The organism is Empedobacter sp. UBA5987 (genome assembly GCF_002429865.1).
GTDB classification, from domain to species: Bacteria; Bacteroidota; Bacteroidia; order Flavobacteriales; family Weeksellaceae; genus Empedobacter; species Empedobacter falsenii_B.
This window is the reverse complement of the sequence record NZ_DJBB01000076.1, coordinates 1-21,388: the sequence shown is the minus strand read 5'-3', so window position 1 is coordinate 21,388 and position 21,388 is coordinate 1. Positions and strand designations below refer to the sequence as shown.

Annotated in this window: 17 protein-coding genes and 2 pseudogenes; 7 read left to right on the top strand and 12 right to left on the bottom strand. The window is 30.9% G+C overall.

Features of this window, described 5'->3' with window-relative positions; all coding sequences use genetic code 11:
• Positions 1 to 10: 10 nt before the first annotated feature.
• Together B3J26_RS13305 and sppA are read right to left on the bottom strand one after the other, a co-directional pair.
• Entirely contained in the window at positions 11 to 1,036 is a 1,026-nt protein-coding gene (locus tag B3J26_RS13305) for a rod shape-determining protein (protein WP_019975837.1), read from the bottom strand.
• Positions 1,037 to 1,204: 168 nt separating this feature from the next.
• The gene (gene sppA / locus B3J26_RS13300; protein ID WP_291074801.1) at positions 1,205 to 2,974 is read right to left on the bottom strand and encodes a signal peptide peptidase SppA; all 1,770 of its coding nucleotides are present in this window, start codon (positions 2,972 to 2,974) and stop codon (positions 1,205 to 1,207) included.
• A gap of 28 nt (positions 2,975 to 3,002) precedes the next feature.
• Between sppA and folK the strand changes: the two genes are divergently transcribed.
• From folK to B3J26_RS13280, 3 genes and pseudogenes are all read left to right on the top strand, one after another.
• The gene (folK, locus tag B3J26_RS13295; protein ID WP_291074800.1) at positions 3,003 to 3,413 is read left to right on the top strand and encodes a 2-amino-4-hydroxy-6-hydroxymethyldihydropteridine diphosphokinase; all 411 of its coding nucleotides are present in this window, start codon (positions 3,003 to 3,005) and stop codon (positions 3,411 to 3,413) included.
• Between the two features lie 133 nt (positions 3,414 to 3,546).
• Positions 3,547 to 4,346 (top strand): annotated as a pseudogene (locus tag B3J26_RS14925) (transposase).
• A gap of 265 nt (positions 4,347 to 4,611) precedes the next feature.
• A pseudogene (locus B3J26_RS13280) lies at positions 4,612 to 5,181 on the top strand (IS982 family transposase); the annotation flags it as partial.
• A 100-nt stretch (positions 5,182 to 5,281) separates the two neighbouring features.
• On the opposite strand, the gene B3J26_RS13275 reads toward B3J26_RS13280, so the two are convergent.
• The 7 genes from B3J26_RS13275 to putP form a co-directional block, all read right to left on the bottom strand.
• Positions 5,282 to 6,649: an exonuclease domain-containing protein gene (locus B3J26_RS13275; protein ID WP_291066699.1), complete on the bottom strand. Its 1,368-nt coding sequence runs from the start codon at positions 6,647 to 6,649 to the stop codon at positions 5,282 to 5,284.
• A 4-nt stretch (positions 6,650 to 6,653) separates the two neighbouring features.
• Positions 6,654 to 8,183, bottom strand: a complete 1,530-nt coding sequence (locus B3J26_RS13270; RefSeq protein ID WP_291074799.1) for a helicase HerA-like domain-containing protein — start codon at positions 8,181 to 8,183, stop codon at positions 6,654 to 6,656.
• A 33-nt stretch (positions 8,184 to 8,216) separates the two neighbouring features.
• Positions 8,217 to 9,257, bottom strand: coding sequence for an endonuclease/exonuclease/phosphatase family protein (locus B3J26_RS13265; protein WP_291074798.1), 1,041 nt, complete (start codon positions 9,255 to 9,257; stop codon positions 8,217 to 8,219).
• A gap of 1 nt (position 9,258) precedes the next feature.
• Positions 9,259 to 10,146, bottom strand: a complete 888-nt coding sequence (locus tag B3J26_RS13260) for a rhomboid family intramembrane serine protease (RefSeq protein ID WP_291074797.1) — start codon at positions 10,144 to 10,146, stop codon at positions 9,259 to 9,261.
• Between the two features lie 3 nt (positions 10,147 to 10,149).
• Positions 10,150 to 10,890, bottom strand: a complete 741-nt coding sequence (locus B3J26_RS13255) for a rhomboid family intramembrane serine protease (protein ID WP_291066707.1) — start codon at positions 10,888 to 10,890, stop codon at positions 10,150 to 10,152.
• Positions 10,891 to 10,894: 4 nt separating this feature from the next.
• Positions 10,895 to 12,676 (bottom strand): DNA mismatch repair endonuclease MutL, encoded by a 1,782-nt coding sequence (gene mutL, locus B3J26_RS13250; protein ID WP_291074796.1) that lies wholly within the window; start codon positions 12,674 to 12,676, stop codon positions 10,895 to 10,897.
• A 212-nt stretch (positions 12,677 to 12,888) separates the two neighbouring features.
• A complete protein-coding gene (gene putP, locus B3J26_RS13245; RefSeq protein WP_291074795.1) occupies positions 12,889 to 14,388 on the bottom strand; it encodes a sodium/proline symporter PutP in 1,500 nt (499 codons plus the stop codon).
• A gap of 76 nt (positions 14,389 to 14,464) precedes the next feature.
• Between putP and B3J26_RS13240 the strand changes: the two genes are divergently transcribed.
• Genes B3J26_RS13240 through B3J26_RS13230 form a run of 3 tightly spaced genes read left to right on the top strand, consistent with a single transcriptional unit; the run spans position 14,465 to position 17,975 of the window.
• Positions 14,465 to 16,468, top strand: a complete 2,004-nt coding sequence (locus tag B3J26_RS13240) for a thioredoxin domain-containing protein (protein WP_291074794.1) — start codon at positions 14,465 to 14,467, stop codon at positions 16,466 to 16,468.
• Between the two features lie 14 nt (positions 16,469 to 16,482).
• Complete coding sequence (locus tag B3J26_RS13235; protein WP_280062849.1) at positions 16,483 to 17,037, top strand: DNA-3-methyladenine glycosylase I; 555 nt, start codon at positions 16,483 to 16,485, stop codon at positions 17,035 to 17,037.
• 50 nt (positions 17,038 to 17,087) lie between these two features.
• Complete coding sequence (locus B3J26_RS13230) at positions 17,088 to 17,975, top strand: DMT family transporter (RefSeq protein ID WP_115001523.1); 888 nt, start codon at positions 17,088 to 17,090, stop codon at positions 17,973 to 17,975.
• Positions 17,976 to 18,035: 60 nt separating this feature from the next.
• Here B3J26_RS13230 and B3J26_RS13225 read toward each other — a convergent pair whose 3' ends face one another.
• Genes B3J26_RS13225 through B3J26_RS13215 form a run of 3 tightly spaced genes read right to left on the bottom strand, consistent with a single transcriptional unit; the run spans position 18,036 to position 20,227 of the window.
• Positions 18,036 to 18,974: a hypothetical protein gene (locus tag B3J26_RS13225; protein ID WP_291074793.1), complete on the bottom strand. Its 939-nt coding sequence runs from the start codon at positions 18,972 to 18,974 to the stop codon at positions 18,036 to 18,038.
• Entirely contained in the window at positions 18,971 to 19,423 is a 453-nt protein-coding gene (locus tag B3J26_RS13220; RefSeq protein WP_291074792.1) for a GNAT family N-acetyltransferase, read from the bottom strand. Before B3J26_RS13220 ends, B3J26_RS13225 begins: the two co-directional genes overlap by 4 nt.
• Positions 19,424 to 19,426: 3 nt before the next feature.
• Positions 19,427 to 20,227 carry an SDR family NAD(P)-dependent oxidoreductase gene (locus tag B3J26_RS13215; RefSeq protein WP_291074791.1) on the bottom strand — a complete coding sequence of 267 codons (801 nt, stop codon included), beginning with the start codon at positions 20,225 to 20,227 and terminating at the stop codon, positions 19,427 to 19,429.
• 121 nt (positions 20,228 to 20,348) lie between these two features.
• Here B3J26_RS13215 and B3J26_RS13210 point away from each other — a divergent pair, with 121 nt between their 5' ends.
• The gene (locus B3J26_RS13210) at positions 20,349 to 21,242 is read left to right on the top strand and encodes a lysylphosphatidylglycerol synthase transmembrane domain-containing protein (protein WP_286494700.1); all 894 of its coding nucleotides are present in this window, start codon (positions 20,349 to 20,351) and stop codon (positions 21,240 to 21,242) included.
• Positions 21,243 to 21,388: the final 146 nt, after the last annotated feature.

The window sequence follows — 21,388 nt, the reverse complement described above, 5'->3', positions numbered from 1 at the left end:
CTTTACTCTTCTATTTCATTAAGAAAGTGAATTTATCAATATTTTTAAGTGCAATACCTGTTCCACGAACAACAGCACGTAAAGGATCATCAGCCAAGAAAACTGGTAAACCTGTTTTTTTAGAAATACGTTGATCTAAACCTCTCAACATAGCTCCACCACCAGCCATATAGATACCAGTGTTGTAAATATCTGCAGCTAATTCTGGAGGAGTTTGAGATAACGTTTCCATTACACCATCTTCGATGCGTAAAATTGATTTGTCCAATGCGCGTGCAATTTCGCGGTAATTTACAGTAATTTCTTTTGGTTTTCCTGTAATCAAATCACGTCCTTGTACTGGCATATCCTCTGGTGCATGCTCTAGTTCTTCTACAGCAGCTCCAACTTCAATTTTAACACGTTCAGCAGTTCTTTCTCCGATATATAAATTATGATGGGTTCTTAAGTAATATGCAATATCATTTGTAAAAACATCACCTGCAATTTTCACAGATTTGTCACAAACAATACCACCTAATGCAACAACGGCAATTTCTGTAGTACCACCACCTATATCAATAATCATGTTACCTTTAGGTTGAGTGATATCAATTCCAACACCTATCGCAGCAGCCATTGGTTCGTAAATAAGACGAACATCTTTAGCGTTAACGCGTGCACAAGAATCTTTTACGGCACGTTTTTCAACTTCTGTAATTCCAGAAGGAATACAAATCACCATTCGCAATGAAGGTGAAAATAACTTCCCTTGAATTCCAGGAATTTTCTTGATGAACTCTGTCAACATGAATTCTGAAGCTTCAAAATCTGCAATTACTCCGTCTTTTAAAGGACGAATTGTTTTTATATCATCATGCGTTTTACCTTGCATGTGTTTTGCTTGTTCTCCAACAGCAATAACTTTATTTGTTCTTCTATGTATAGCGACGATAGATGGACTATCTACTACAACTTTATTATTGTGGATAATTAAAGTGTTAGCAGTCCCCAAGTCAATCGCAATTTCTTGCGTGAAAAAATCAAATAATCCCATCGTTGATTATGTCTCAGTATTATTAAAAATGAATGTACAAAAGTATAATAAATTTAGATGATTATAAAAGAGAATTTAATTTTATTATCAACTAAATATTTTTACTAAAATAGTAAGATTTTAACAATAAAAAAGGGTTAAAAATATTTTAACCCTTTTTTATGATTTTTATTGAATTTGAATATCGTAAGGTAGCCTAACTTGAACACCTTTTTGCTCATTCATCATCTTTATTTCTTTGTAAATTCTGATTCCGTCCGAACCTAATTCTTTTGCAATTGCTGCCTCAGTATTTTTTCCTTGAAGATTATCCATAAATTCTTCGAAAGAATCTTTTCTTTTTGGATAATTTTCTGTCGAATATTTTTCAATTTTAGCCAATTTAGCAGCTTCTTTTATCGCTGTATCTAAACTCCCAAAATCATCTACCAAACCAATTTGTTTTGCACGAGTTCCAGACCAAACACGTCCTTCACCTATTTTATCAACTTGCTCGTATGTTAATTTTCTATTTGTTGCAACGTGATTTACGAATTTTCCATAAATCAATACAATCGATTTTTGCATTGTATTTTTTGCCGTTGCAGACATTGGCGTCATCACATCTTTCAACTGATCTGCGTTTGCATTTGTTTTTACTTCGTCAAAATCTAATCCAAAATTATTGAATAATTTTTGCGCATTTGGGATCATTCCGAAAACTCCAATAGAACCAGTAATTGTATTTGGTTGAGCATAAATTTTGTCCGAAGCTTGTGCGATATAATATCCACCAGACGCCGCGACATCTCCAAAAGATACTACGATTGGCATTTTCGTTTTCAATTGCATCAATTCATATAAAATTTCTTCTGATGCATTTGCACTCCCTCCTGGAGAATTTACACGTAAAACTAAAGCTTTGATTTTATCATTTTGACTGATTTTGCGAATCGCATCCACATAAGTTTTCGATTGGATTCCATCAAAACCATCTCCTTCTGTAATTGTTCCAGATGCGTATAAGACTGCAATTTTATCTTTTTCAGATTTTTCTGATAAAGTTTCGAAATAATCTTCCACTTTTATCGTATGTTTTTCAAGAACTTCAAAATCAGTTTTTGATTTTTCTTCTTTCAGACCAAGTTTTGTGAATAACATTTTTTGATACTCATTTTCTTGCGCCAATACATCATAAATCTTGTTTTCTTTTCCTATTTCTGGAATAAAAGCATACAAACTGTCTGTAACTGTTGTGAATTGTTCAGGAGAAATTTTACGCGATTTTGTAATCGAGTTTGAAACATTACCCCAAACATCATTCAATAATTCTGATAATTGCAAACGATTTTCATCAGACATATTTGTTCTCAAATACGGCTCAACCGCACTCTTAAATTGTCCGTGACGAATCACCTGAAAATCTACACCATATTTATCTCCTGCATTCTTGAAGAACATAATATTAGAACTTAAACCTTGCAATAAAGTTCCTCCCAAAGGATTTTGATAAATTTTATCAGAGACACTACTTATATAATATGACAACTGACTTCCTGAATTAGAATATGAATACACAAATTTTCCAGATTTTTTAAAATCTTCTAACGCATTACGAATATCAGTCGCTTGCGTAGCTCCACCAGAAAATTTATCCAATTTCAGACTAATTCCTTTTATTTTATCATCATTCTTCGCTTCTTCAATTGAATGAATAATATCTTGTAAAAAAACATTTGAACTTTCTGACATATCAAAAATAGAAACGGAACGATCCATATCACTTTCCATAATTGGATCTTCTAACGAAATTTCTAAAACAGAACCATCTTTCACACTTTTTGTTGGAGCAGATAATGCTGAAACAAATATCAAAACGATAAGAAGTATTACAAATACACTAATCGTTAATAGATTTCCTATGATTGTTGAGAATACTCTCCCGAAAAAGTTTTTCATTTTTAATTTATTATTACTTTTGCTCTATATGTCGCAAAATATAGTCATTTTGTTACTTGGTACAAACTTAGGTGACAAAAAAAATAATTTAGAAATAGCTAAAAACCTTATAAACAAAGAGGTAGGTAATATAAAAAAAGAATCTAATATTCTTGAAAATAAGGCTGAAGGATTTACAACGGATCATTTATTCTTAAATCAGAAAATAGAAATTAATACAAGTTATTCTCCATTTGAGGTTTTGAAAAAAATTAAAAATATTGAACAAAAAATGGGAAGAATCTATTTTAAACCCAAAGAAAATGAGAGTTACGTTGATCGTTTAATAGATATTGATATATTATTCTATAATAAAGTTTTAGTTAATTGCAATTATTTGAAAATTCCTCATCCTCAAAATTATTCTAGAGATTTTATCAAAAGTTTATATTTTTATTAAGATATTAACTATTAATTCATTAGTTTTGTAAAGTTATATTAAGATATACCCGTTGTGCATTTTGATTAATAAAGAATAAAGTTGTTCATTTGATTGAAAATCAGTAAATTGCTTTAACTACAAAACATTTACAATGAACAACTTACTTGCAAATTACGAAAGAATATTGGAAGTTCTACGAAAAATATCAACAGATACACTTTTAATTTATCAACGTAGAAGACCTAAACTTTTTGATTTAGAACTTATCAGTCTTGTCTTAACTGCTGAATTTATGGGTATTGATAGTGAAAATCATTTATTTCGAAATCTTCCTAATGCGTTAAGTTGTAAAATTGAGCGTAGTATTTACAATCGTAGAAAACGTAGATTATCAGAGCAAATTAATAGTATTCGCCTCAAATTATCGAAAGAATATAATGAATTTGAAAATTGTTTTAATCATTGATAGTATGCCGTTTCAGTTTTGTAAAATAGCAAGTATAAATAGCTCAAAATTTACAAGGAACACTAGTATAATGCACAAAACAGAGGTTTTTGTGCTTCTCAGTAAATGTCTTTTTATGGTTATAAACTTCATGCTGTTTGTTCTTTAAGTGGTGTTTTCCTGAGTTTTAACATTAGTCCAGCATCTGTTCATGTATTCATTTTTGAAACATATTGATTTATTTAATGAAGTTAATATCGATTAGAAACACTGAAAAGATCGAATCAAAAAGATTACAAACCTCAGTTTTATACATTCAAAAAGAATTGAAACTTTATTTTCTCTACTATACGAACAATTTATGATTAGACGCAATTATGCAAAGACTTTTGAGAGATTTAAAACCAAAATTCTAGCTAAAATTACTGCACTATCAGTGATTCAGTACATTATATAGAACTTACTTTTATCAAAATATTAATAATCTAAAAACTCAAATTATTTAAAGTGAAAAACGGTTAAAAAAACCTATGTTTATATTTTGCTTAGAGAAATAGTGTGTTAAAAAGTGTTAAATTCNNTTGTTCGGTGTTCGTGTATCGAAATGTAAACATTATGTTTCTAGATATGAGTATTGAGAGGGTTGGATATCTCCCTGAATTTTCCAGTATAAATAAAGCTACATATTTTAAAAATTGTAAATTATTATTAAACTCAAAGATCGTATTATAACTGTTATGCATTTGATTGAAAATAAGTAAATTAATTTAACTTGATAGTATACCATTGGAGGTGTGTAAAATAGCAAGAATTAAACGCTCGAAAATTTGCAAATAAAATCAGTTTAGTGCACCAAATAGAGGTTTTTGTGCTTCTCAGTAAATGTCTTCTTAAGGCTATAAACTTTATGCTGATTGTTCTTTAAGATGTGTTTTCTAGAGTATTGATATTAGTCCTGCATCTGTTTATGATATTTATTTTTTGAAAGATATAAAATCTCAACTATCAGATTGAGTACTACTTGGTGATAGAGATTATTAGTTGCAAACAATTCAAATTTATTTATTTAGTGAAGTTCATATACGATTAGAATCACCAAAAAGATCGAATCAAAAAGATTACAAACCTCAGTTTTATTCATTCAAAAAGTATCGAAAAAGAATTGAAACGTTATTTTCTCAACTATGTGATCAGTTTATGATTAGACGAAATTATGCAAAGACTTTCGAAGGGTTTAAAACCAGAATTTTAGCTAAAATTACTGCACTTACTGTGGTTCAGTACATTAATAAAACATACTTTAATCGAAATATTAATAATCTAAAAACTCAAATTATTTAAAATGCACAACGGGTATAGTCTAAATTTAATCATACAAAAAAGCTCAGTTAATATTAACTGAGCTTTTTTATTATTTTTTATATTTTCTTCATAAAGAATATTATTCAATAATAATGATTTGATTAGAATTAGAAGAAACTTTATACAAAAAGTATTTGAGCATATTTTTTATTTCTTCCGTTTCTTTAATCGGAATTAAGATATTGTGAATCTTTTCTAACGTTTTTATTTGATGATGATATTCGTAATAACCATATCCTTTAAATTCTCCATTCTCAACTAAATAAAATGATTTTTCAATTCCTTTTCGTCCTTTATCAATAATCAAAAAAGTTTCGGAAGGATATTCAGTTGTTTTAATAAAACTTTGAATTCGTTCATTATAAACTTCTTTAGATTCCTCTTTTACACAAGCTCCATTGCATTTATTTACTTTATATTGGAAACAAGATTCATCAGATTTAATTCCCGCATTTACTTGTTGACAAAGATTATAATCATGAACGATTTTCTCTAAAACCTCTTTTGCACGTTCTTTAGTTTTAAATTTCAAAACAGGTTGTGTCTTTCTAACTTTCCCTATTTCTAATCTCGAATAACCACGTTTAGACTCCAAATAATACAATCCAAAAGGATAAACTTTATTCTCAACTAACTTTACGTTATACATTGGTTGATTATTCAAGACCTCGTTATTTTCTTTAATTGCAGCAAGAAAACCACTTCCAGTTTCTTCGAATTTTATAGAACGTGTATAACGTTTCAGCTTATTAGCTTTTAAAGTTTTTGATGTAAAAATTTGATTAATAGATCGTGCAATATTATTGCTTCGACAAATATAAATAAGTTGTTTTCGGCTATTGTATAAATAATAAACCCCGATAGAATTAGGTAAACCTTCAAGCAGTTTCTGATACTTAGAATGTGCTTTTTTAGGTTGTTTTAAACCTGTTTTCTTCGTGATTATTTTTTCCGAATCTTTATCTAACAATAATTTAAACAAAGAAATTGTCGCTCTTGCATCTCCAGAAGCCCTGTGTCTATCTGTCACTACAATTCCAAGCGATTCGCATAATTTTCCCAAAGAATATGAAGGTAATCCTGGAATCAATTTTTCGCTATATTCGAACGTATCAATCCATTCTTTTTCGTAATTATAACCCAAACGATCGAATTCTTGTTTTAGCATTCTATAATCAAACATTACATTATGTCCAACTAAAATACAATCATCTGTAATCTCAACAATACGTTTTGCTATTTCATGAAATTTAGGCGCTGTCAGCACCATTTTATCCGAAATATGCGTTAATCTTTGTACATATTGGTCAATCTTTTTTTCGGGATTGACTAATGATATAAACTGATCGACAATTTCTTTTCCATCATATTTATACACCGCAATCTCTATGATTGACTCTTCCCCTACTTTTCCGCCAGTCGCTTCTATATCTAAAATCGCGTACACGTGCTTATTTTTTTCCTTTTAAAAAATTAGTTAACATTTTCATTCCAAAATCCATCAATTTTCGAGTTGCAGTACGACTTACATCACGCACAACAGGATTATCTGTCCAATCTTTTTCCTTAGGAACACTTCTTGTTGAAGTTGCTTTAGCAGCAGGTTTCTCTATATTTTTTTGTTGTTCTAATTTTTTCGATAAAATTTCATTTGCAGATTCACGATCAATATCAGTTGCATATTTTATCACTAAATCTGAATTTGAGGTAATCGTATCGATTTCATTTGAAGTCAAAATATCCATTCTCGAATTTGGCGCTCGCATATACGTATACGCCAAAGGAGTTGGAATACCTTTTTCGTCTAAAGCTGTCACAAAAGCCTCTCCAATTCCTAATTGCGTGATGACCTCATCCGCTTTATAATAGGTTGTTGTCGGATAATTTTCGATTGCTTTTGTTATTTCTTTTCGATCTTTCGCAGTAAAACCTCTTAACGCATGTTGAACTTTAAGACCTAATTGACTCAAAACTGCATCAGGAACATCACCAGGAACTTGCGTTACAAAATATAATCCCACACCTTTAGAGCGAATTAATTTTACCATTGTTTCAATTTGATTCAATAAAGCTTTCGTAGCTTCCTTAAAAATCAAATGTGCTTCATCAATAAAAATCACCAATTTCGGTTTATCAGAATCTCCAGATTCAGGGAATTGAGAATAAATTTTATTCAATAAACTCAACATAAAAGTTGAAAATAAATTAGGCTGATTTTGAATATCAATCAAACGAATAATATTTACAATTCCTTTTCCGTCTTTCGTTTTCAATAAATCTTGAACATCAAAACTTGGTTCTCCAAAAAACTTTGTTGCTCCTTGTTGTTCTAATGCAACAATTTTACGCAAAATAGCTCCCAAAGAAGCTGGCGCAATTGTTCCATAATTTGAATTCAACTCCGATTTTCCTTCGTCAGAATCTGTCACATATTGCAAAACTCGTCGAATATCCTCCAAATCAATCAAAGGTAAATTACGATCTTGACAATATTTGAATATGATTGAAATAATACTTTCTTGTGTTTCATTCAGTTCTAAAATTTTACTGAATAAAATTGGTCCAAAATCACTTACTGTCGCACGAAGTCTTGCTCCTGGTTCATCAGAAATAGACAAAAATTCGACAGGAGAAGCTTGCGGATCAAAAGGCAAATTAAGGGCTTCCATTCTTTCTTGCGCATTTTTATCTTCCGAATTTGCTGCAGCCCCAATTCCTGATAAGTCTCCTTTGATATCCATCAACAAAGTTGGAACACCTTTCAGAGAAAGTTGCTCGGCGATAATCTGCAAAGATTTTGTTTTCCCTGTTCCAGTTGCTCCACCAATCAATCCGTGACGATTCATTGTTTTTAATGCTACTGAAATTTCAACTTCTTCTACAATTTCGCCATCTAATTTGGCTTTGCCTAAAATTATTTTATCGTTTTTAAAAGAATAACGACTTTGTATCTCTTGAATAAAGCTTTCTTTCTGGTTCATTTTGATTGATTATTGAATAAATATAGAAAAAATTTATTCTGAAATTTTATATTTTACAGCTACTGGATAATGATCCGAGAATTTTTTTCGAATAACATGTGCCTCAATAGGTTTAAATAATTTAGAATGAAATAAATAATCAATTCTAATTGGAAATTTAAATCCATGAAAAGTTGTCGCATTTCCTTTTCCAACTTCTATATAAGAATCGTGAAGATATTTTTTTAACTTCTCATATTCGTACGAAACTGGAGTCGAATTAAGATCCGTTCCCAAAATAACTGGATAACGTGAAGATGTGATATATGGAATAATCGCTTCTAACTGTTTTTGATGTTTTTGCATTCCTTGCACCAATTTTAACTCAACTTTTCGACTCGAAATTTCGGCAGTTCTCGAATCATCGGATTGAATAATTTCTTTTACCATCGCTTTATCAATGTACATTGGTTCAAGATAAACATTAATTACACGAATCGTATCATTCCCTAAATCGATATCTGCATATGCGGCAAGACCATTCAATTCATCATTATCATCAGGCGTTATTTTTTTGGTTTGAATAATAGGATATTTACTATAAATTGTCAATAAACCATAAAATTCTGAATAGTAATTTTTGAATTCTTTATTTTTTAGACTTTTCTGTTGACCTTCATACGCTTCTTGAAGCAGCATAATATCTGCCTTATTCTTAATCAAAAGTTCTTTTGTTCCTTCTTCTTTAAAACCATGTACATTATATGTCAATACAGATAAATCAGCTTTTTTATCTTCAACTTTATTGAATTGTACAATTGGATATGAAAGATAAATTGGGTAAAATAATCCGGCTGAAAGAACTAAAATTAACAAAAAGTGTCGCCAGCTAAACAGTAACCAATACAGTAAAAACATTGCTCCAAATGCAAATAATATTGGAAAACCGATCGAAATAAAGTTAAAATATGGAATTTCTGTAGGCGTAAAAATTTTATTTAAATAGACACAATAAGCCACTAACAAAAAAACGATATTAATTGTTAGTACTAAACGATTGAAATAATTTAGTTTAAACTTACTGATTATACTCATTTTACCTACCTTCTCTAAACAGAAAGTCTTTTTCTTCTTTGGACAAACTCTCGTAACCTGAACGAGAAATCTTATCTAAAATTACATCAATTTTCTTTTGTTTTTCAACTTTTTGATGATTAAAATCGTAATCATCTTTCGGAACATTTGATCGCGAAAAAGTTGAAGAAGTATTTTTATATGTTTTGAAAGTTGATTTCTCTTTTTTCTTAAATAACTGCTCTATTTTGAAAATAAAGTTACCTAAAAAATCATTTCCTCTCTCAAATTGTTTCATATAAAGATAACCAAAAATAGCACCTCCCAAATGCGAAATACTTCCGCCTGCATTTTGATTAGCAATAATATTATACACATCGAATGCGATAAATACATAACCAATATACAACAATGGAAATGAAGTTGGAATCAACAACAAACGAACGGGCATTTTCGGATTATAAGAAATCATTGCAAAAAACACCGCATAAACCGCTGCCGAAGCACCAACTAATAAATGTGAATAATTGAATAAATTCTGAAACAATAAAAAGAAAATTCCACCAGCGATTCCTCCAAAAATATAGAATGTAACTAAATTTCGGTTCTGAAATTGTTGCAAAAACATTTGCCCAACGAAATACAACAAAACCATATTCATTATCAAATGAAAAAGATTGCCATGTAACCAAGAATATGTTAGGATTTGCCAAGGTCTTACAATCAAATCATCGAAAGATGACAAAGCAAACAAACCAGTTGTTGTAATCGTAGAATTTACTACCGTTCGAAGAACAAAATCAACAATTAACAATGTAAAAAACACCACAACGTTAACGTAAATTAATTTTGTTGCGCTATTTCCTGATGAATATTTTAATTTTAAATCGTCTAAGATATTATTTGCCATTTCTTAATTCCATCTATATAAATTCTTTTTCCAATGTCTTGTTAACAAGAAACCAATCAATCCACCTCCTAAATGCGCAAAATGTGCCACATTTCCGATGTTTTGATATCCCATATAAAACTCAATTAATACCATAATTGGAATAAAATATTTTGCTTTAATCGGAACAGGGAAAAAGATTAACATTAATTTTTCATCTGGATATAATACTGCGAATGCTAACAATAAACCATATATAGCTCCAGAAGCACCAACCATTGGTGTTACATAATTTGTCAAAAGTTCTGATGCAGCTTGGTTAGTTTGAATAATTGAATTCGTATGATATCCACCTTGCATATTTAATTTTGCAGCTTTATAAATTTGACTAAAACCTATTCCTTGCGTTTGAACAGCATCTTTTAACTGCTCTATTTGAAAGTAATTAACTGCATTAAACAATATAAAACCTCCTAAACCAGCTAACAAATAAAGCGTCAAGAATTTTTTTGGTCCAAAAGTTTGTTCAACCACAGAACCAAACATCCACAATGCAAACATGTTAAACAAAATATGTGAAAAATCGGCATGCATAAACATATGCGTCAAAATTTGCCAAAATTTGAAGTTGGGAGATTCTGGATAAAAAGCACCTAAAATCACTCTCAAATCGATTCCTTTTGTGCTAAAAACAAAAGTCGCTAGAAAGAACAAACCGTTTATAATAAGTAAATTCTTTGTAATCGGTGGTATAGATTGTCTCATTCGTTTATTGTAATGTTTTTTTTATATCTGCCGTATTCATTTGAACAAAAATTGAACGTCCATACGGCGTATAATTTGGATTTGGTAACCTTAGCAATTCTTCTACCAAAGTTTGCATTTGCTCAGATTTTAACGAAATTCCTTTCTTAACAGCTGCATTTTTTGCTAAAATTTTTGCAAAAGTATTTTCTAATTCAATTGATTCTTGATATTCTAATTCTTCTATAAAATCCATAAAGATAGAGACAACATCTTCTTGTTGTACATCTACAGGAATTGCATTTATCTGAATTATTTCTTCATCTAACGAAATATCAAAACCAAAACTTAGCAATTGATGCTCTACGTTAATTAATTTTTGACGATCATTCGGAGAAAGTTCTAATTCTATTGGGAAAAGCATTTGTTGCACCAAAGCACTTCCATTATTTGAATGTATAAATTTTTCGAATAATATTTTTTGATGAGCTCTATGCTGATCAATAATTAACAATTCGCCACGATACTCAACTACCAAATATTGATTCATCCATTGAATAACTTCAAAACTATCTTGAACTTCAGATTCAAATAATTGATGTGCATGATTATTTTCAATTTCTAACTCAACAGCATCTTTATAAAAATCCATATTCGCACGAATATCAGACGGTTTCGGCGCTCTTGTTTGTTGATGCTCAAAAGGATTGAAACTTGAATCTACCGTAATTTCCGGCATTTTAATTTCTGTATCTTCTGTCGCTGACGGAATAAAAGCCCAGTTTGGATCTTGTTCAAAATCTAATGAAGGAATTACATTAAATTGTCCCAAAGCGTGTTTTACAGCTGCTCTAAGAATCGTGAAAATCAATGCTTCATCCTCAAATTTGATTTCTGTTTTGGTTGGATGAATATTAATATCAATTTTTGACGGATCAATTTCTAGATACAAAAAGTAAGAAGGACTATATCCCGTTGGCAACAAACTCTCGAAAGCGTCTACGATTGCATTATGCAAATATCCACTACGAATAAAGCGATTATTTACAAAGAAGAATTGCTCTCCACGCGATTTTTTTGCTGCATCTGGTTTTCCTACAAAACCTTTTACTTTTACAATTTCTGTATCTTCTTCAACCGAAATAATTTGAGAACTTAATTTCTTTCCAAAAATTTGAGCTATTCGTTGCTTCAAATTCCCAGCTTTCAGATGATAAACCTCTGCATCATTATGATGTAAAAAGAAACTAATGTTTTCGTGCGCCATCGAAACACGTTGAAACTCATCTTGAATATGACGAAATTCAACTTGATTTGATTTTAAGAAATTGCGACGAGCAGGTACATTGTAGAAAAGATTTTTGACCGAAATAGACGTTCCGACTGGACAAACAACCGGATCTTGGTTGCGAACTTCTCCGCCTTCAATCACCAATAGCGAACCAACCTCATCATCTTCTCGACGCGTTTTCGTTTCTACTTGCGCAACAGCAGCAATCGATGCCAAAGCCTCTCCACGAAAACCTTTTGTATGAATATTATAAATATCCTCTGTCTTTCTGATTTTTGAAGTCGCATGACGTTCAAAAGCCATTCGGACATCTGTCACACTCATTCCCGAACCATTATCAATCACTTGAATCAAACTTCTTCCAGCATCTTTTACAATCACCTGAATAGAAGTCGCGCCTGAATCCACAGCATTTTCAATCAATTCTTTTATGACAGAAGCTGGTCGTTGTACAACTTCTCCTGCGGCAATTTGATTGGCTACATGATCTGGCAGTAATTGAATAATATCGTTCATCTTTTCGTATAAATTGATTTAATTTTGACTAATTTTTTAATCAAACTTTACAAATATACAAACAAATCTCTCTTTTGACCTTATTCTCTATAAGTGAAACTTATCAACAATTGTTGAAGTTTTAAGATTTAACTTTTGAATAATAAATTCATAATTTTCAACAATAAAAAAGTAGACAAATGTCTACCTAATTTTTTTATATTTTTATTGCATTAATTCTCTTTCAAAACAGCTTTCATTTCATCAAATTCTTTATCAATCTCTTGATCCGGTTTTTGAGTCAACAACGAAACCACATAAATTGCAATAACTGAAGAAATAAACCCTGGAATCATTTCATACCAATCTTTGTAATCATGATTGGTATAAACCCAAGTTAACACTACAATTCCACCTGTTAACATTCCAGCTAATGCACCTTGCCAAGAAGTTTTTTTCCAAAAAAGTGAAAAAACAATCACTGGTCCAAATGCTGATCCAAATCCTGCCCAAGCGTTTCCAACTAAATTTAGAATAGAATCTTTTGGAGTTAAGGATAATAAAACTGCGATAACTGCAACGATTAAAACTGATAAACGACTTGCTGTTAATAACTGTTTTGGTGTTGCTTTTTTGTTCAAAAATGCTTTGTAAATATCTTCTGTTAACGAACTTGATGTTACTAATAATTGTGAAGAAATGGTACTCATTACAGCTGCTAAAATTGCAGATAATAAAAATCCTCCAACTAATGGATGAAACAAGACACGCGAAAAATAAATAAAAATTGTTTCAGCTTCTGTTTTAGAGCCATCAAATTTCAACATTGTTGTTTGATCAAATTTCATCATATATGCGATTCCCACTAAACCCACTAAAAGTGCTCCACCAACTGTAAAAATCATCCAAGTAATCCCAATATTTCTTGCTTTCGCTAAATCTTTAGGACTTCCAATTGCCATAAAACGTACCAAAATATGCGGTTGTCCACAATATCCCAAGCCCCAAGCCATCAACGACAAAATACTAACCGTTGTAGTTCCTTTGAATAAATCTAAATACTTATCACCTTTATCATTAATCAATGAAAATGTTTCTCCTACTCCACCAATCTCTGTAATAGCCACAATCGGAACAATAACCAAAGCCAAAACCATAATCGTTCCTTGCACGAAATCTGTTAAACTAACTGCTAAAAACCCTCCTAAGAAAGTATACAATACAACTACAAAACTTGTCATCCAAAGTCCAGTCATATAATCTAATCCAAAAGCAGATTCAAATAATTTCCCTCCAGAAACCATTCCAGCAGAAGTGTATAATGTAAAAAATACTAAGATTAATATTGATGAAACTATTCTTAATAATCGAGATTTATCTTTGAAACGATTTTCGAAAAATACTGGTAATGTAATCGAATTTTGAGCGATTTCTGTATAGATTCGTAATCGCGGTGCGACAAAAATATAGTTCAAAAAACATCCTGTTGTCAATCCAATTGCAATCCAAGCACTCGACAAACCTGTAAAATACATTGCTCCTGGAACGCCCATTAACAACCAACCACTCATATCAGCAGCACCAGCAGAAAGCGCCGTTACAGCCGCTCCCATTTTCCTTCCTCCAATCAAAAAATCTTCGGAATTACTTGTTGATTTTCGGTAGGAATAAATCCCGATTCCAATCATCAGAGCCATATATGCGCCAATAGAAATGTATTCGTAAATGTTCATGTGTTTTAATTTTTATCGAAAATATAATTTTTCATCCACAAAAATTGTACGAACTTTAAATTTCTAAACAAGAATCATGAATTTTCAACAAAATAATCTAAAATCAGCGACAAGTCCGTATTTGAAACAACACCAAAACAATCCTGTTTGGTGGCAAAGTTGGAGTGACGAAGTTTTGAATCATGCAAAAAAAGTCAACAAACCTTTGCTTATTTCAATTGGATATTCTGCTTGTCACTGGTGTCATGTGATGGAACATCAGTCTTTTGAAGACGATGAAGTTGCAAAAGTGATGAATGAGAATTTTGTTTGTATTAAAATTGATCGTGAAGAACGTCCTGATTTAGACGCTTTGTATATGAATGTCTCACAATTAATTCATCAATCTGGCGGTTGGCCACTCAATGTTTTTGCTTTACCTGATGGTCGCCCTTTTTATGGCGGAACTTATTTCCCGAAAGTTCAATGGATTGAATTATTAGAAAATATCAACCATTTATATCATCACAATCAAGCTAAAACAATGGAATATGTCAACTCTATTGCGGATGGTTTGAATAAAATGGAAACAATCGAATTGAAATCTTCTTCCACTTTTTCAACACATAAAATTGATGAAACATTTGAATTTTGGCAACAACAATTTGATGATGAATGGGGCGGATTTAATCGTGCACCGAAATTTATGTTACCAAATGCTTGGGAAACAATTTTGCGACATGGAATTCAAACTAACAACGAACATTGTTTAATTCAAACCAAAATAACATTAGATAGAATGGCTTTTGGCGGAATTTACGATCAACTAAAAGGTGGTTTTTCTCGCTATTCGGTCGATCCGTATTGGAAAGTTCCACATTTCGAAAAAATGCTTTACGATAACGGACAATTGCTTTCGCTTTATTCGAATGCATATAAAGTTTATGAAGAAAATGAATATAAAACAGTTGTCGAAGAAACGATTAATTGGCTGAAAGATGAAATGCTTTCGTCTGAAAATGTTTTTTATTCTGCTATTGATGCTGATTCTGAAGGCGAAGAAGGAAAATATTATGTTTGGAAATCGGATGAATTGAAAACAATTTTTAAAGATGATTTCGACTTATTTCAAAAATATTATAATGTTGATGAATTTGGAGAATGGGAACATGGTAATAATATTTTGATGCGCTTGACAGATGACGAAGATTTCGCATCAAAACAGAATATTACAAAAACAGAACTTCAAGCTAAAGTTAATGAATGGAAAAAAACCCTTAATCCAATTCGTGAAAAGCGCATCAAACCTCATCGTGATGAAAAAGTTTTAACTTCTTGGAATGCTTTAAACATAAAAGGTTTGTGCGATGCATACATCACTTTTGAAAACGATGAATATCTTGATTTAGCAAAAAATGCAACCAATTTTATTTTAGAAAATCAATGGAATGGTGAAATCTTGTTCAGAAATTATAAGGATAATCAAACAACAATTCCAGGATTTTTGGATGATTATGCCCTAATGATTGAAGCGTTAATTAAGCTTTATGAAGTCACTTCGGAGATGCATTATTTAGAAACTGCCCAAACATTAACGGAAGAAACTTTTAATCAATTTTATAATCACAAGAATAAAATGTTTGCATACAAATCGCATTATGACACACCTTTGGTTAATGAAACATTTGAGATTTATAACAATGTTATTTCATCATCAAATTCGGTAATGGCAAATAATTTATTTAAATTAGGAAAAATTCTCAATCAAGAAAAATACATTGAACAAGCAAAACAAATGTTAACCAATATCGAAGAAAAAATTCACGATTATCCAACTGGTTTTGCAAATTGGATTCAATTATATCTAAATTTCGCTTATTCGTTCAAAGAAATTGTAATCGTTGGCGAAAATGCATTAAAATTCTCGAAACAAATTCAACAATGTTATGTCCCAAATGCAATTTTTGTTGCTTCAAAAACCGAGAATTTAGAAATCACTCAAAACCGATTCATCAAAAATAAAACTTCCATTCATATTTGCGAAAATTACACTTGTCAATTACCCGTTTATTCGGTTAAAGAAGCTTATAAAAATATTTAGAAATTTAAAAAACCATGGAAAAAACACGTTGCGCTTGGGTAAATAAAGACCAAGATTATATCGATTATCACGATAATGAATGGGGAAAACCTGTAAAAGATGATAAAATTTTATTCGAATTTTTGATTCTCGAATCTTTTCAAGCTGGATTAAGTTGGTTTACAATTCTTAAAAAAAGAGAAAATTTTAGAAAAGCTTTTGCTGATTTTAATGTAGAGAAAGTAGCCAAATTTGATGAAACTAAAATTGATGAATTGGTACAAAATGAAGGAATTATTCGTCATCGAGGAAAAATTTCGGCAGCAATTAATAATGCAAAATTATTTATAGAAATTCAGAAAGAATTTGGTTCTTTTTCCGATTTCATCTGGAAATATGTTGATGGAAAACCAATTATCAACAATTGGGATTCGATAAAAGAAGTTCCCGCAACAACCGAAATTTCAGATCAAATTGCAAAAGATTTAAAAAAACGTGGCTTCAAATTCTTTGGTTCAACCACTATTTATGCACATATGCAGGCGACTGGAATGGTAAATGACCATACAACAGATTGTTTTTGTAAATAACAGCTCAATAAAATCATCTGAAATGTGCATCTTTGCGCAAACTTAGAAAAATGAAAATCGAACTAAAACATTGGATCATCCTAGGCGTTTTAGCGCTAACTTGGGGAAGCTCGTTTATTCTCATCAAGCAAGGATTGGTCGCATACACGCCATATCAAGTTGGAGCATTACGACTAACAATTGCAGGAGGAGTTTTGGCAATTTGGGGAATTCCAAGTCTATTTAAGATTCCGAAAAACAAATTAAAATACGTTGCATTGGCTGGTTTCTGCGGAAATTTCATTCCAATGTTTTTATTTCCAATGGCGCAAACACACGTTTCTAGTTCAACGGCTGGAATTTTAGATTCTTTAGTTCCATTATTTATTTTACTATTTGGAGCCTTATTTTTCAATATCAAAGGAACTAAAAATCAAGTTTTGGGAGCTATAATCGGATTTATTGGAGCTGTTTTATTAATTGGTGGCGATGGTTTTTCTGGCGAAAATAGTCTTTTACATTGTTTATTAATTGTATTAGCAACCGCGCTTTATGGAATGAATAGTTTAATCTTAACACGCTATCTAAACGACGTTCCATCATTTCAATTATCCTCGGCTCTATTCACAATTTGGTTATTACCTTCAATTTTCATTTTAATTATTTCAGGATTTTTTGATGTATTCGAAGGAACAGAACAACAATTAAAAAGTTTAGGTTTTGTTGCTATTTTAGGACTTTTAGGAACTGCTTTAGCGATGATACTATTCTACCGATTGATACAATCTACAGGTTCGATGTTTGCCTCAATGGTTACTTATTTAATGCCCGTAGTTTCTGTTTTTTGGGGATTTTTGGTTGGAGAAAAAATAATGTGGATCCATTTATTTGGATTCGGAATGATTTTATCAGGCGTTTATTTAACACAGAAAAAAGAAAAAAAAGTTGAAGTAATTTAGATTAAACATTACTTCAACAATAACTAAAAATCTCGTAAACCATTTGGTTTACGAGATTTTTTATTTTATATATTTTTTCAAATCTTTTGCTAATTCTTTTGTAAAAGCATCCGCACCTTTGTAATTCATGTGCGTTGTGTTGTAAAAGTATTTTTGATTAAAACTAATCGAATCAGTCGAATAATCTAATAACAGAAGATGATGCTTTTGTAATGTTGTTTGATAACGATTAATCACTTCTTCCCTATTCAACATATAATCTTGACCTTTATAAAATTCGGGTGCAATTGTAAAAATTAACTGAATATTTTCTTGTTCACATTTTGCAATTAATTCTTCTAACAAAGCATAATCTGAAAAGTCAAAATCAGAGTTTTTCTTTTTCATTTTCCCCCAATCAACATTCCATTTTCGGTTATATGATTTGAAACCATCATCACGAAAAAGTCCGTCTTTATGCAGTTTTTCTTTCTTCGCCCTTGCAATTTGATCTTTCCAATACGTTTGATCTCTGTAACGATAAAGCGGCACAATAAAATCAACCAACTTTGTATCTTTATATTCTTTTAACGCCTCATACAATTTAAAATTCCACAACATAAATGGCGCATATTGATTTGGTTGAAAAACTTCATCAATGTGTGAAAACGAAAAAGTATCTAAATTCCAAACAACTATTTTCGGTTTTGGATTATGATTCAAATACAAATTGAAACGATACAATTGCATTTTAAATTTACTTCCGTTTAATCCAAAATTATGCGTTGTCAGTTTTAAATCTTGTTCTAAAATATTCGGATTAATTTGAATAAACGCTCTCGAAGAACCAAAAATAGCCAATTCAACATTCGTTTTTCCTTCTCTTATTTGATTCCATTCTTGCACTTCTCCGCTAAACAAAGCCATCTTTTTGAGTTGATTCGAATAATAAACATCAACCAAAACCAATGCAATGAAAGCTGAAAATAGCGTTATGAAAAAGTATTTTAGAAATTTCATTTTCTCAACATTTCGATATGCGGAATATCGTCTTCTAAATATTCTTCCGAAACTTGCTCGAAGCCAAACGAAGAATAAAATTCTTTCAAATAAGATTGAGCAGAAATTCGGATTGAAGACGTTTTAAATTGATTTTCAATTATTTGAACCGAATTTTTCATCAATTGTTTCCCTAATCCATAACGACGAAACTTTTGATTCGAAATTACACGACCAATTGAAGCTTCGTTTTCGTATGAAATTCCTTTCGGAACAATTCGAGAATACGCTGCAACCTCATCGCCAATCGTTGCCCAAAGATGTCCACAAACCAAATCCTTATCATCGCAATCTTGGTAAATACAATTTTGTTCAATCACAAAAACTTCGTTACGCAATTGCACTATTTTATATAGCTCTTTCGATGTTAAATCGTCAAAAGATTTATAATGCCAAATAACCTTTTCCATCTATTAATCTAATTTTGAATATTTTGCAATAATATTTTCGAACATTTTTTGAGGTAAAATATTTTTCAAGATTACCGAAAATTTCTGCATCGATTTTCCAATATAATAATGTGGTTTCAAATTCTTCTGAGCCAAAATATTTTCAATAATCGGAATCAAATCTTCTGTTGGCGTACCATCTTGCACTTCGTGATCGATATCAGCAACCATTGCATCATATCTTTTTTGATAAAATTTTGACACAAAAGTTTTCACACGACCTTCTGCAATATTGGTTTTGATATCTCCAAAATTCAACGTAGCAATTTCTACTCCTGTGTGACGATTTTCCAAACGAGCCGATTCAATCAAACGATCAATCATCGCCTTCGAAGCCGAATAATATCCTCTAAAAGGCAAACCATTGTTACTCGCAATCGACGAAACATTCAGGATATAACCGTTTTTTTGCGCGCGCATTGTAGGCAAAACTTCTTGCATTGTATAAATTGGACCATAGACGTTAACCTCCAATAATTTCTCGATATCAGCTTTCGAAGCATCTTCCACAGCGCCTAACATTCCAATTCCGGCATTGTTAATCAACACATCAATTTGGTTATTCGTTTCCGAAAAAATCTGTTGAAAACTACGTTTTACATTTTCTTTATCCGAAACATCTGTCGCAATATGTTTAAATTTTTCTAGACCTTTAGCTGTTCTTGATAAACCATAAACTTGATGTCCTTTATCGTGAAAATAATTTGCCAAAGTCAATCCTACACCCGAAGAAGAGCCTGTAATTACAATAACTTTTGATTGCATGATTCGATTAATTTAAACGCAAAACTACGTAATATCAGACAAATATTGGTAGATAAATAATTTTTTGAATGGTTACTAGAAGATTCTCTAAATTTGTGCGTTAATTATCAAAAGATTTCAATTGAATCCAAAAACTAAAAAATATATTATAACAGGAATTAAATTAACGATTAGTATTGCGTTAATCTATTATATCTTCTTTGTTAAACTACATATTTTTGATATTTTCAGTCATTACAAAAATGCGAATTGGGCGTATATTTTTATTGCTGTTATCCTTTATGTACTTTCGCAAGCATTGTCTGTTTTTCGTTTAGACTATTATTTTCGGGACATCAATCTTGATTTATCATATAAATCAAATGCACGTTTGTATTTTTTAGGAATGTTTTACAATACCTTTGTTCCAGGTGGAATTGGTGGAGATGCATACAAAGTTTATGTGTTGAATAAAAACTATAAAATCAGTCTAAAAGAAATTTCGCAAGCGGTTTTTCTTGACAAAATTATTGGACTTTGCGCAATGTTGTTAATCATCATTTTTCTAATATTTTTCTCAAATTTGACAGATTACCCTTGGATACAATATGGTTCTTTAATCTTTTCATTGGTTGGTTTTGTAGCTGTTCCATTTATTTTAGGAATCATTTTCCCTATTCATAAAAGAACTTTTTACAACTCGATGATTTATTCGATTGTATTACAATTGATACAAGTTGGTATGTTGTATTTTGTTTTGGAAGGATTGAATATTCATCCAGACAATTTCAGTATATATTTATTGATCTTTTTAGTATCAGGAATTTTATCGATTATCTCATTTAGTGGATTTGGAATAAGAGAAGCAGTGTTTATGTATGCTGCACATCGATTCAATTTTGATGAAACTTTAGCTACAAGTGCTGCATTTATTTTCTCTATCATCACCATTTCGATCTCATTTATTGGGATTATTTACCTATTTAAAGGCGTTAAAATTGAAGAAAAAAAGAAAAAGACGAATATTTCTTTTTAAAATCTAAAAAATTATTTCTTTGAAATGAAAAGAGTTAACTCCTAACATTAAATTTTATTTAATTTTTTTCATTTTAACTATTTGGATTATTCAAAAACAGCCCTATATTTGCAATCCAATTACGAAGGTCTCTTAGCTCAGTTGGT

Bases quoted from the DNA above. Each gene is read 5' to 3' on its own strand.
- B3J26_RS13305 (WP_019975837.1), bottom strand. From the start codon at position 1,036: ATGGGATTATTTGATTTTTTCACGCAAGAAATTGCGATTGACTTGGGG.
- sppA (WP_291074801.1), bottom strand. From the start codon at position 2,974: ATGAAAAACTTTTTCGGGAGAGTATTCTCAACAATCATAGGAAATCTA.
- folK (WP_291074800.1), top strand. From the start codon at position 3,003: ATGTCGCAAAATATAGTCATTTTGTTACTTGGTACAAACTTAGGTGAC.
- B3J26_RS13270 (WP_291074799.1), bottom strand. From the start codon at position 8,183: ATGAACCAGAAAGAAAGCTTTATTCAAGAGATACAAAGTCGTTATTCT.
- B3J26_RS13265 (WP_291074798.1), bottom strand. From the start codon at position 9,257: ATGAGTATAATCAGTAAGTTTAAACTAAATTATTTCAATCGTTTAGTA.
- B3J26_RS13260 (WP_291074797.1), bottom strand. From the start codon at position 10,146: ATGGCAAATAATATCTTAGACGATTTAAAATTAAAATATTCATCAGGA.
- B3J26_RS13255 (WP_291066707.1), bottom strand. From the start codon at position 10,890: ATGAGACAATCTATACCACCGATTACAAAGAATTTACTTATTATAAAC.
- mutL (WP_291074796.1), bottom strand. From the start codon at position 12,676: ATGAACGATATTATTCAATTACTGCCAGATCATGTAGCCAATCAAATT.
- putP (WP_291074795.1), bottom strand. From the start codon at position 14,388: ATGAACATTTACGAATACATTTCTATTGGCGCATATATGGCTCTGATG.
- B3J26_RS13240 (WP_291074794.1), top strand. From the start codon at position 14,465: ATGAATTTTCAACAAAATAATCTAAAATCAGCGACAAGTCCGTATTTG.
- B3J26_RS13235 (WP_280062849.1), top strand. From the start codon at position 16,483: ATGGAAAAAACACGTTGCGCTTGGGTAAATAAAGACCAAGATTATATC.
- B3J26_RS13230 (WP_115001523.1), top strand. From the start codon at position 17,088: ATGAAAATCGAACTAAAACATTGGATCATCCTAGGCGTTTTAGCGCTA.
- B3J26_RS13225 (WP_291074793.1), bottom strand. From the start codon at position 18,974: ATGAAATTTCTAAAATACTTTTTCATAACGCTATTTTCAGCTTTCATT.
- B3J26_RS13220 (WP_291074792.1), bottom strand. From the start codon at position 19,423: ATGGAAAAGGTTATTTGGCATTATAAATCTTTTGACGATTTAACATCG.
- B3J26_RS13215 (WP_291074791.1), bottom strand. From the start codon at position 20,227: ATGCAATCAAAAGTTATTGTAATTACAGGCTCTTCTTCGGGTGTAGGA.